This is a genomic window from Embleya sp. NPDC025285 (genome assembly GCF_055558835.1).
In genome coordinates this window covers 1-12,002 of the sequence record NZ_JBVHLU010000061.1, presented here as the reverse complement: position 1 = coordinate 12,002, position 12,002 = coordinate 1, and the positions used below count along the sequence as shown (strand labels likewise).

General features: G+C 73.8%; 5 protein-coding genes. All 5 read right to left on the bottom strand.

Annotation, left to right across the window (positions count from 1 at the left end):
* Nucleotide 1 precedes the first annotated feature (1 nt).
* On the bottom strand, nt 2–2,158 hold the full coding sequence (locus tag ACZ4FV_RS32755) for a TRAFAC clade GTPase domain-containing protein (protein WP_465323966.1): 2,157 nt from the start codon (nt 2,156–2,158) through the stop codon (nt 2–4).
* A 25-nt stretch (nt 2,159–2,183) separates the two neighbouring features.
* Nucleotides 2,184–3,260, bottom strand: a complete 1,077-nt coding sequence (locus tag ACZ4FV_RS32750) for a protein kinase domain-containing protein (RefSeq protein WP_395873799.1) — start codon at nt 3,258–3,260, stop codon at nt 2,184–2,186.
* The gene (locus tag ACZ4FV_RS32745; RefSeq protein ID WP_465323965.1) at nt 3,257–5,701 is read right to left on the bottom strand and encodes a hypothetical protein; all 2,445 of its coding nucleotides are present in this window, start codon (nt 5,699–5,701) and stop codon (nt 3,257–3,259) included. The genes ACZ4FV_RS32750 and ACZ4FV_RS32745 overlap by 4 nt, the downstream gene beginning before the upstream one ends.
* Nucleotides 5,698–9,558, bottom strand: coding sequence for a tubulin-like doman-containing protein (locus ACZ4FV_RS32740; protein ID WP_465323964.1), 3,861 nt, complete (start codon nt 9,556–9,558; stop codon nt 5,698–5,700). Before ACZ4FV_RS32740 ends, ACZ4FV_RS32745 begins: the two co-directional genes overlap by 4 nt.
* 105 nt (nt 9,559–9,663) lie before the next feature.
* A complete protein-coding gene (locus ACZ4FV_RS32735; RefSeq protein WP_465323963.1) occupies nt 9,664–11,901 on the bottom strand; it encodes a vWA domain-containing protein in 2,238 nt (745 codons plus the stop codon).
* Nucleotides 11,902–12,002: the final 101 nt, after the last annotated feature.

The window sequence follows — 12,002 nt, the reverse complement described above, 5'->3', positions numbered from 1 at the left end:
CTCACACCCCCACCCGCTCGCTGCCGGCCTGATCGAGCATGTCGCACATCGCGAGGATCGACACGACGGGTTCGAGAACCCGGCGCGGCCGGATGCCGCCGGGGAACCGGCCGTCCCGGTCGCGCGCGCCGGTGGCCGACACGAAGTGCATCGTGCAGCGCCGGAATTCCTCGAACGGGCTGAGCCAGGCCGCCGCGTCGTGGGCGTACAGGAACGAGTACACGTCCCGGCTCTCGGCGGCCACCCTGGCCGGGTCCACCACACCTGCGCGCGGCGCGTGCGAGCCCAGCCACGCGTCCACGGGCGGCTCGAAGCGGATCAGGTCGGACTTGGTCACCGCGACCGTGACCGGCTGGTCGAGCAGTTCCGCCCGACGCGGCAACCGGTCCATCACCGCCGCGAAGGTCCGGTCGCCGCGCCGGGTCCCCGGCATGTCCTCGGTCTCGCCGGTCAGTCGGCGCAGCTCCGGCAGGTCGACCGCGACCACCGGGTCCACCACGAACACGAACGCGTCGGCGGCGGCCAGGAATTGCATCTCCCGGCCGCCCCTGGCCAGGTCCTCGCCGCTGACGTCGAAGAACGCGATCGGTCGGCTCCGACCGCCCGAGCGCAGCAGCAGCGCGTCGGCGAACTGGACCAGGTTGCCCTGGTGGTTGACCGTGGTCGCGAGCATGTGGCCGCGCTGGAGCGGGTCGACCCGGTTGTGCAGGTAGTCCTGATGCTGGGCGGGGTCCACCGGCTGATGGGTGACCCCGTACGGGCGCAGCCCGCCCGCGTCGATCTCGGCGATCATCGCGGCGAGCAGGTGGGTCTTGCCGGAGAGGCCGTCCCCGATCAGGCCGACCACCAACGGCGGCTCGTGGATCAGGTAGTTGGTCGGCAGGAAGTGTTCGCGCTCCTCGTCCCCGGTGGGGTTGGGGCAGCGCATGAAGGTCGCGCGCATCCGGTCGTGCCGCTTGACCGGGTCGGTGACCGTGCTCAGGTCCACCCGTTCGTAGCGCAGTCGGTCGTCGCGTTCGTAGAGGTCGTTCTCGTCCCAGCGGACCAGGTCCAGGCAGTAGGGGCAGCGCACCACGGCTCGATTCGAGTCGACGGGGCCGGCGGTCGGAGCGGCCGTGGAGGAGGTCGCGGACGCGGTCGGCGTGGGCGGTGTACGGGGCATCTCGCGGGTGCCCTCGTGCGGCGGCTCGACCGGTTCCCCGGGTGAGCCGGGCGAATCCGGCGAGGTTCGGCGCGGTCGGGCGCGCGGTTCCGGGCGGGGGGCGAGCCCGTCGAGGCGGCTGCGGATCGCCTCCACGCGGGTCGCCTCGGGCAGCGTGTGCACCTCGGTGGGCGTGTTCAGGAGTCGGTGGAAGCCCGCCCACCCCTCTCCCACGTAGTGCTTCACCATCCGCCGGGCGAGTTCGCGGTGCGCGTCGAACGGCTCGCCGTTCCCGGTCAGGTCGACCCGTACCCGGGTCCCCGGCGCGGTCCCGGGCACGCGGGGCAGCGTGACGAAGCGCGGCGCGCCCTTGGGATCGGGGGCGGTGTCGTCGACCTCGAACGTGGAGAACGTCCACGGCCCCGGGAGCAGCGCGGTGAGCAGGTGTTGCAGACCCCACAGCAGCACGGTGGCGTCTTCGGCGGTGGCCGGCAGCAGGGCCATCCGGGCCCGGGGCCGGCGCAGCACCGCCGCGGTGAGCACCTCCAGTGGGTCGCCTAGCCGGCGGGCCCGCTCGTGCAGGTCCCCGGCGGCGATCTCGAAGGCCTCGGCCAGCCGCTCGTCGGCGAGCGGCTTGAGGCCGTAGCCGGGCGGGATCCGGTCCAGGTCGAGCGCGCCGGGTGCGCGGGTCGCCAGCGAGCCCCACGCGATGGCGTCGAACGGCGCGATGCTGTCCCGGGGGCCGACCAGGACGTGTGCGGAGTTGTTCAGCCGCTGGTGCGCGTCCGGGGCGAACTCGCGCCGGATCAGCGCTACGCCCAGCGGGGTGTCGAGCAGACACACGCTGGAGGCCGGGCAGGCGGGATCGCCGTAGTCCACCGTGACCGCCTCGGCCAGCCGGGTCCGGGTATGCCAGCCGAAGACCTCGTCGCGCCCCAGCGACGTGGCGACCGGGACCACGCCGCGACGCCCGAGCAGTCCGTCGGGGTCCCAGCGGTACACGATCTGATGCAACATCAGCCGACCTCACCTGCCGTCGCGTTCAACCGGGTTGGTTCTTTCCGAAGAGCCGGAACCGGCTCGGCCTGGGCTCGGCGGCCGGCGGGTTCGCGGGCTTGGGCGGGACCGACGGCGACCTGGGTCCGCCGGCGTCGGGCGGGTCGTGTCGCGGCGGCGGTTGGCCGGCCAACGGCATCCGTGTGCGCTTGCGTTCCAGGGCCGCCTCGTAGCCGCGTCGGCCCTCGGCGAGCGGGTCGTACTGGGCGTAGCCGCGCACGTAAGGGTCCGGCTCGGCCAGCCGGCGCAGCAGTTCCGCCGCGCCCGGCCGGCGCAGCGGGTCCTGCTCGAACACGCCTTGGAGCAGGTCGTACAACACGCCTTGGCTCTCCACGCCGACCGGGATCAGACCTTGGCGGACCGGGCGGCCGGTGGTGACGTGGTAGGCGACCTGGGCGGCCGACCACAGGTCGTCGCGCGGGTCGGCGGGTCCGGGACCGCGCAGCGGGCCCGGCGCGGCCCACAGAGCGGTGCCCAGGCTGCTGCGCGGTTCCCCGGCGAGCGCGGCGTGGCCGAAGTCGGCGACGTACAAACGGCGTTGCTCGCGCTGCCAGCGCACACTGGCGGGGGTCAGATCGCCGTGCACGACGCCGGCCGTCTCCAGGTGGCGCACGGTGCGAAAGAGCGCGCGGCGAAACGCCTCCTGTTCCTCGGTCAGCAGTTTGCCGACCACGTCCTCGGCGGGTGGGCAGGGCGCCGCCTCCAGCAGCACGAACGGCTCGACGCCGTCGAAGTCGTGCCCGGCCACCAGGGCGAGTTCGCGCGGGTAGCCGGCCGGTCCGAAGGTGCGCACGAGCCGGAGCAGCACCCGGATCTCGGTCTCCAGGGCGGCCTCGGCGCCGACCCGGCGGCGCGCGTCCAGCGGGCCCAGGCGCTTTTGTACGAACGTGCTGCCGTCCTCCACGTCGCGCACGTCGCGGACCCGGAAGGGCTCGCCGGGCCGGGTCGGCCGGTCGGGGCCGAACTCGACGCGGCGTTCCACCGAGCGGCCCTCCGGGTCGGTGTACCCGAGCTTCTCCTCCCGGGCCTCGCCCGCGCGCCCGGGCGCGCCCGGCCCGCTCACGACGCCCACCCGTCGTCGCGGCGTGCGCCCGGCTCGCCGAGGTCTTGGGTCGGCGCGCCGTCCGCGCTCTCCTCCCACATCCGCGCGTCGTCCACCGAGCCCGGCAGCAGCGGCATCAGGCGCAGGACACCGGCCATCCGGCCACCGCCGGTCCACACCAGTTCGTGCTCGATCAGGTGCCCGGAGCCGCGGTCGCGCAGTGCCTCGCGGACGGCCGGACGCACCCCGCGCGGTGCGAAACGCACGCTGCGAGTGTGCGATGGGGCGTGGTCGAGCAGCACCAGCTGGTCGGCCGCGCACAGTTGCAGCATGGATCGGTCCGCGGGTTGGCCGAGCAGTTCGGCGATGCGTTCGGCGTCGCCGCCGGCCGTGTCGCCCACGTGCGGGCGGTCCTGGGCCCGGCGCGCGAACGGCGGCGCGGCTTGGACGCCGTTGTGCGCGAGGTGGTCGGCGTAGGCACGCAGCACCGGTCGCAGTTCGGGTCGCGCGCCGCGCCGCGAGGCCTCCGCCGGGTCGCGTTCGAGCAGCGGCCACAGCGGTTCGAACGCGGCGTGCAGCCCGTCCACCAGGTCGGCGAGCACGGTGTCGTACAGGCTCGCGCCCGCGCTCGGCGGCGGGGCCGAGGGCGGCGCGGGGCGGCCGGGGGTCGGGTAGCCGGCGGTGCCGAACGCGGGCGCGCCCGGGTCGGGCCCCACCGGTTCGCCCGTCAGTTGCCGCTCGATCACCGCCGCGTCCTCGGCGAGCGTCTTGGCGCTCTCCTCCAGCAGCGCGGCCAGCACGGTCGCCCGGTCCACCGCCTCGCGCCGGGGACCGGCCAGCGCCCAGTCGTTCCACACCGTGCGCACCAGCAGCGCGTGCAGCGCGTGCAACGCCCGGGTGGCCGCGCCGAGCGCCAACGCGCGCTCCCAGCGCCGGACCCGCACCGTCCAGTCCACGCCGGGCAGCACCACGAGTACGGCCAGGCCGAGCACCAGCGCGAGCGGACCCACGCCGGTCGGTGGATCCCACGCCCGTCCGGCGAGCAGTCCGCAGACCGCGCCGACCAGGGCGACCAGGCCGGCCACGACGATCATCGGCAGCGCCTCGCCGGGCAGCGTCGCGCGGCCCGCGCGGTCGGGGCGGCGCACGGTGATCAGGGTCGACCCGAGCACCGCGAGCAGCACCGCCAGGCCCGCGCCGACCACCCCGAAGGCGGGCCACAGCGCGGTCAGGAACGAGCCGACCAGCGCGGCGCCGACCACCCCGACGTGCCCGGGGCCGAGCGGGAACGCGGCCGGGCGCAGGTAGTGCCCGAGGAAGGCGTCCGAGCAGGTCCGGTCCACCTCGTGGGCTCGCGAGGCACCCGCGCCCGGGGCGATCCGGTCGGCCAGCTCGCGCAGCCGCTCGGCCAGTCCGCGCAGGCCCTCGGGCCGGTCGAAGGCGGCGGCGGTGCGCTCGTACAGCGCGCCGGCCACCGAGGTCGCGCCCACGCCGGGCGGCTCCGGGATCAGCACGCCGACCTGGTCCAACCAGGCCCGCCCGTCCGCGTCCAGGCCGGCCGCGCCGCGGCCCACGGTCTGCCGGACCAGGTCGCGGTACTCGAGCAGCGCGGTCGCGGCGTCGGCGACCTGTTCGTGGATCGGGCGCCCGTCGTGACCCGCCGAGCCGTACAGCGCGAGCGGGCCGGCAAGCAGCGACAGGCGTCGTTGCGCGTGCCCCAGGCCCTGGTCGGCGTGTGCCCACCGGCCGCCGAGCGGGCTGTCCGCACGCACACATTCGCGGATGCCGCCGGCGGCGACCGGGCCCGGGCCCTGGTCGTCGGCGAGCGCGGCGAGCGGTTCGGGCCACGGCTCGTCCACGCCGCCCTCGGCGCCGGACAGTCGCTGTACCGCGCGGATCCGGGCCCGCTGTACCGCGTCGTCGCGGATGCGCTGGACGAACGCGGTCATCCCGGGCGCGGCGATCGAGCGGGGCATCTCGGTCACGCCGGCGAGCACGTGGTCGAACACCTCGGGCTGGGTGAGCACGTCCACCAGCGGCGCGAGGGCGTCCGCGTCGTCGGGGCTGAGCGTCACACCGGGCGCGCGGCCCGGTGCCCAGTCCGTGCCCCGGACGTCGCCGACCCACAGCGTGGCCGCGTCGCTGCCCGCGAGTTGGCCGGGGCGGCGCAGCACGATCGAGCCGTCCACGGGCGCGCCGACCGCGACGCACACGACCTTGCTGTACATGCCGGCGAAGATCCGCTCGTACGCCTGCCGGTGGGCGACCAGTTCCTCGACCGAGTCGAGCACGAGCACGCGGTCCGCGTCCACGTTGCGGGTGCCCGCGGGCACCCGGGTGCGGGCGTACGCGGTCTGCACGTCGGCGAACCGCCTGGCCGCCAGCACCGTGTCGTACTCGGTGCGCAGGTCGACGACGATCACCAACGGGCGCGGCACGCCCGGGTCGACGGAGTCGGTCACCAGCCACCCCCGGGCAGCTCGCGGTCGTCGTGCTCGTCGGGCAACCGCAGGGTCCCGTCCAGGCCGTCCAGGCGCACCGTGCGATCGTCGGGATCCGCGTCGTCGCGCCCGGTTCGCTCGCGCGGGTCGAACGGATCGCGCGGGTCACGGTCGCGATACGGGTCGTGCGCGTCGCCGGCGTGCCGGGGGTCCAGCGGCCCGCGGGCCTCGCGCGGCTCGCCCGGGTCGTACGGATCGTAGGGGTCGTACGGCTCGTGCCGGCCGCGCCGTTGCGGACCCGGCGGCCGCTCCGGGGCCTCGTGCCGGTCCCGGTCGCCCCGGTCCTGTCGACCCCGGTCGCGCGGCTCCGGCTTGTCCAGGCTCGGCCGCCCCAGGTCGCGGGTGTCGGGCAACTCGGGCGACTCGCTCGCGTCGTGCCACCGCTCGGGGCCCCTGGGCGCGCGCCCGTCGCGCCGATCCGGTTCGCCCGGGTCGCGCCCGTCCCGCCGTTCCCACTCCCGGCCGTCCCGACTCTGCGGCCGGTGCCCGTCACGCCACTCGCGCTCGGCGCGCTCGTCTCGTTCGTCCCGCTCGTCGCGCCTGCGGTCGCCCGCCCGCCGATCCCGCTCGAAGCCGCGCTCGTCCCGCGCGCGGCCCCACTCGTCCGGTGCCCGGTCGCGCTCGGCGCGGCCCCCGTCGTACCCGTACTCGTCGACCGGCCCCGAGTCGTCGTACTCCAACTCGCGCAGCGAGTTGCGGGTGGTGGCCTGGTGCGGGAAGGGCAGGTCGAGCGCGGCCGGCAGGGTGATCTCCCACAACCGCAGCAGCTCCTCCGCCCAGCCCCGGCTGCGCTCCGGCAGCCGATCGCGCAGCTCCTTGAGCACCTTGACCTGCCGCGGCGCCACCTCGTGCACGAAGTGCCGATACAGCGCCGAGGGTTCGCCCACGCGCGCGCCCAGCCCCTCCGGGTAGGTGAGCATCAACTGTTTGGCGAACTCCCGGCGTACCGAGGCGTCGTCGGTCAGCGTCCACTCCTCGTAGGCGCGCAGCAGGCTGCCCCACGAGGAGGCCCGATCGAACGGGCGCAGCGGCAGCCGCATCACGGTCGGCCCGTGCGGCAGCCGAATGTCGATCACCTCGGGCGAGGACCGGTCCCCGCGCCCCACCTCGACCTGCCCATTCCACATCGCGCACAGCAGCCGGTGCAGGATGTACACCCGGTGTCCCTCGGTGGTGGCCAGCCAGTCGTAGGTGAAGCCCAGCCGCTGGCGCCACTTGAGGAAGTCGACCGGGTCCTGCCGGTCCAGCGAGCGCGACCACTGGGCGAGCACCTGGCGCACCTCGGGCACCTCGGTCAGGCTCATCGCGCTGCGGAAGAGCACCACCACGATCGATTCCTGCTCGACCGCGCGGAACTCGATCTTGCGGGACGGCTCGTTGGGGATGTTCAACATGCGTTCCAGGTACTGCCGCACGTCCGAGTCGTGCGAGGTGCCCGGATGGGCGATCAGCACCTTGAGTTCGCCGCTGCCCTCGGGCGAGAAGCCGTTGGGCAACATGCCCGCGAGCTTTTGCACGAACTGTTCGAGGTCCTCCTCGCCCACCGCGACCCCGCGCCGGGTCGCCGCGCGCGTGAGCAGGTCGCGCACCGGCGGCAGCAGCGGCTGCGCGTTGAGCTCGCCCGCCTGCACGAACAGGGTCTTGACGTGCTGCTTGATCTGGTCGCGCACATAGGTGACGGCGGCCGGGCCGCCCTCGCGCTCCTCGCCCATCTCGTAGGCGCGCTGCCAGATGCTCGTGCCGAGCAGCTTGCCGACGATCTGCGCGGCGCCGGCCGTCTCGGGCAGCCGCTCGCGGTCCACGAAGCGGCGCAGCACCTGGCGGTAGAACGACTCCAGATTGCCCTGCGGCGGCAACAGGTAGGAGACCCCGGAGCGCTGGCGGTACAACTCCCGGGTGGCCCGGCCGAAGTTCGCCTCCTCCTGGTCGCGGTGGTCGTTGAAGGACTGCGCCAGGCCGTCCACGACGTGCCGCAGATAGACCATCTTGCGATCCCACACCTCGGCCTGACCGCCCCACTGGGCGTGCCAGTTGCGGCGTGAGCGCCATTCGAACCACTGCTGCTGCGCGTTCAGCGCGCGCTGCACCTCGGGGTCGCCCCACTTGGCCTTGACCACCCCGCCCGCGCGGTCCTTGATCGCCGGGATGTGCGGCGCGTTCACGGTGATCCCGGGCGGCGGCGTGGGTTCGGTGCTGCAGTGCGCGAGCAGGCCGGCCACTCCCGGCCGGTCCGCGTCGCTGTACAGCCTGCGGTCGCCGAAGAGCACCCGACGGGCCCGGAACAGGTCTCCGTCGGCGAGCAGTTGGCGGATGCCGCGGGCGTGGTTGAAGTCCTCGGCCAATTGCGCGGTGTGCGCCCGCAACTGGGCCTCCTGCTGGCGCAGCGCCTGTTCCATCGCCCGGGTACGCGCGTTGAGCGCCTGCATGATGCCCGCCGCGCCCTTGGCCGGCGACGGGTCGGCCACGTGCGGCGGCGCGCACAACCACAGTTCGCTCAGACCGGCCACCGACATGAACGACTTGATCTGCTCCAGGTTGGCCTCGGAGGACACCCGCACGTCCGAGGTCAGATCGCGCACCGCCTGGGCCAGCAGCCGGCCGGCGACGATGTCGGCGAGTTCGTCCACCGGCACGGTCATCGACGCGACCAGGCTCGTGGACACCCCGCAGGCGCCGATCCCGCTGGGCGCGGGCACCTCGCGGCGCACGCCCTCGTTGATGAAGCTGTCCGCGAAGGACTGGTACAGGTCGCCCTGGATGACCGCGTTCTCCAACTCGGCCCCGCCCGGGTTGAGGCCGGTGCCGATCAGCGACATCACCAGGGAGACCACCGAGCGGTGCAGGTCCTCGCGCTCGATCCCGCTGGTGCGGCTGAACAGGAAGCCGGTCTGGACGGTGCCCGCCTTGAGCCGGGTGGACTCCAGACCGGGGTAGCGCACGGCCAGATTGCCCGCCGGCGCGCCGAGTCCGGTGTCGAGTTCCTCCTGCGCGTACTGCCCGTTCTGGTCGTCGACCAATTGGAACAGGTCCAGCAGCGCCCGACCGGCGTTGAGCACCGCGGGCCGGCCGCCGCCGCGTTCCTCGTCGAACGCGGACGGCATCAGCACCAGAGGATAGATCTTGATCCCGTCGTAACCCTGCGAGAACGCCTCGCCGATCAGGTGCAGGTAATCGTAGAAGATCCCGCAACCGGTGCCGCCGGCGATCGAGAACGCGACGAACACGTCGCACGTGTTGCGGTTGTTCTGGCTGCCGCTGAGCGCCATCAGGTGGTCGTTGCCGTTGCTGATCAGGCCGACCGCGCGACGCAACGGGTCCATCGCGGGCGCGAGTCCGTGCCGGAAGGTCTCGAACAGCGCGGCGCGCCCGACGGTGGGCAACTGCCCCGCACCGCGCCGCAGCGGCGTCACGCGTGGCTCGCCCTCGCGGGCGGGCAGCCACGGGATGGTCTCCTCCGCCGCGTTGATCCGCAGCGAACGGGCCACCTCCGGATAGGTGTTCAGCGGCGGCACCAGTTGGGTGGTCAGATGCGCGTTGCGATCCGCGGCGGCCCGATGCGCGGGCGGTGCGGCCCGCAAGCGCTGGCGCTGCAACTCGTTCTCGTTGAGGTCGGCATAGACGAACTGGATGCAGTTGGGCAGTTGGTAGGGGGCCAGTTGGCCCCCGAGCCGCTGCATCAGGCCGGTGCCGTCGGCGCCGCACAGTTCCTCGCGCAGCCGTCGCTCGAGTTCGGCTCCGATCAGACATCCGGTGCCGCCCAGGCCCACGAACAGCATGGACTGGTGGATGGACATGCCCCTGCGGCCTTGCGCTGCCACGGGCCCTCCTCGAAAAGTGCGTGACGTGCGAGCTCGGGTGACTCGGATCCCGCGTCGGGGACCGGTGCCGCGGCCGGGAAGCGGTGAGCGTTCCCGGCCCGGGCACTAGCGCGGTGGTCCGTAGCCGAACGTGGTGTCGTCGGGGCCCGCACCGGGCCCGGGATCCGAGGCGGGTCCCGAACCGTACGGGCCGTACGGGTTGTACGGCTGGTCGGATCCGTAGGCGCCCTCGCCGTAGGGGCGCGGGGGCGCGGCCGTGGGCGCGGCGGAGCCGTAGGGGTTGTAGGGATCACCGGAGGCGGAGCCCTCGGTCGGCGACCCGCCCTGGACGCGGTCGTCCGTGCAGCCCAGCGCCAGCCCGGGTTCGATCTCGGTGGACCGGCCCATGTCCAGGTGCAGATGCGCGCCCAACGGGGTCTCCACGTCCAGGGTGCCCGTCGCCGCGGTCCGCCGCACGATCCACGAGGTTCCGGGTTCGTGCTGATACAGCGGGATCAGTTGGGGCGGGAAGCCGGTGGTGTCCAGCCGGAACCACATCGCCTCGGCCCGCTCGTCCAGCGGCCGGGTCTCCACGCCGATCGGCTGCCCGTCGCGGTACAGGCGCAGCGCGATCGGTCCGATCCGCCGCGCGCGTCCACGTCGCCTGGCGAGGTAGCCGAGCAGGCCGAGCAGCAGTGCGATCAGCACGACGGCCCCGATCACCATCCACAGGTATCGATCCCAGAAGCCGGGCGGCGGTTCGACGGTGACGGTGCGGGTGGTCTCGAAGAGCACCTTGTCGCCGTCGGTGGTGTCCAGCACCCGGACCCGGCCGGTGTGGTCGCCCTTGGCGATGTTCTTGCCGAAGGCGAGCTTGAAGCCGAACTCGTCGGAGCCGGCCGTCACCTTCTGCTCGGCCCCGGTGATCCGCACTCCGGTGTCGGCCGGGAAGTCGGCGACCACGCGCAGCGTGTGCGGCCTGGTGTCGTTCACCTTCCAGGACACCGTGCCCGCGACGCTGCCGCCGGGTTCGATCGTGGTGTCGCCCCAGCGGATCTCGGCCAGGGCCGAGGCCGGCCCGCCGCCGAGGGTGACCGCCTTGACCTCGCGGGTGCCGGAGACGCCCGGCGCGGTGATGGTGCCGGTGAAGCTGACCTGACCGGTGGTCCCGGCCGGAATCCGGTAGTCGCTGAAGAACTCGCCCTTGTCGCCGGCCCGGAGCGGGATGTCGGCCTTGAGCCCGGGACCCTCGATGTGCCCGGACACCACGACGCCCTTGAGCGCGGCCGGATCGGTCAGGTTCTTCTCCCGGGTCTGCAGGAAGACGCTGAACTTCACCGGCTCGCCTGCGGTCGGCTGGGGCGGGTTGAGTTGCACGTAGGACTTGACCACGCCCTGCCACAGCGCGGCCGCGCTGACCGGCCCGGACGCCCCGGCGGGCGCCTTGAGGTGGATCCGCCACTTGCCCGCGACGGGGTCGGTGACCCGCAGCGTCTCGGTCCGCGAGCCCTGCCCGCGGTGTTCGGTGCCGGGCGCGTTGTCGACCTGCTTGCCGTCCGGGTCGAAGAACGTGGTCTCGATGTGCTCGTTGGCCTTCTGCACCTGGATGACCACGTCGGTGGCGATCGCCGGGATCGTCACGTTCAGGTCGGCCTCGCCGTTGACGTCGGTCGAGTCGGTCTGGGTGACCCCGGCGCAGCGCGCGGTCCCGAAGGCCTTGCGCAGGGTTTGCACGACCTCGCCGGAGTCCTTGACCGTGATCGCCTTGGGCTTGTCCTCGGGGCGATTCGAGCAGATCGAGGGTGCGCCGCCGTCCGCGATCCGGTTCAGTTGGGCGGCGTCGATCCCGCTGCCGAAGCCCAGTGGCCAGATCTGTATGCCCGCGGCCTTCGCCTCGGTCAACGCGGTGGTCAGGGCCTTGTCGAGTTCGCCCGGGATCCGCGCGGCGTCGGTGCCGTAGCCCTCGCCGGGCGCGACCGCCATCGCGCCGTCGGTCAGCACGAACAGGACCTTGGGTTGGCCGGCGGGGGCCGAGCGCAGCATGCTCACGCCCTGCCTGATCGCGGCCGGGATGTCGGTGTTGTTGCCCTCCTGATCGGTGCGCGCGTGCAGCTTGTCCGCGCACGTGGCCACCGCCGGATCGGAAACCGCGGTCATCGGACAGACCACGTCCACCGGCGGCTTGACGCCGCTGCCGCTGCCGAAGCCGACCACCCCCACGCGCGATTCGGGCGAGAGCTCGCCGAGCGCGGCGAGCGCGGCGGCGTCCTTCTCCCGGTCCAGGTCGGGGCCCTTGAGGCTGCCGGACTCGTCGGCCAGGACCACGTACGAGATGGGCGCGACCTTGAGGCCGGGGTCACCCACCGCGGGGTCGGGGGGGGGGGGGGGGGGGGGGGGGGGGGGGGGGGGGGGGGGGGGGGGGAGGGGGGGGGGGGGGGGGGGGGGGGGGGGGGGGGGGGTTTTGG

What these genes read in the sequence shown, in the direction of transcription:
- ACZ4FV_RS32755 (WP_465323966.1), bottom strand. Translation starts at nt 2,158, where the DNA reads ATGTTGCATCAGATCGTGTACCGCTGGGACCCCGACGGACTGCTCGGG.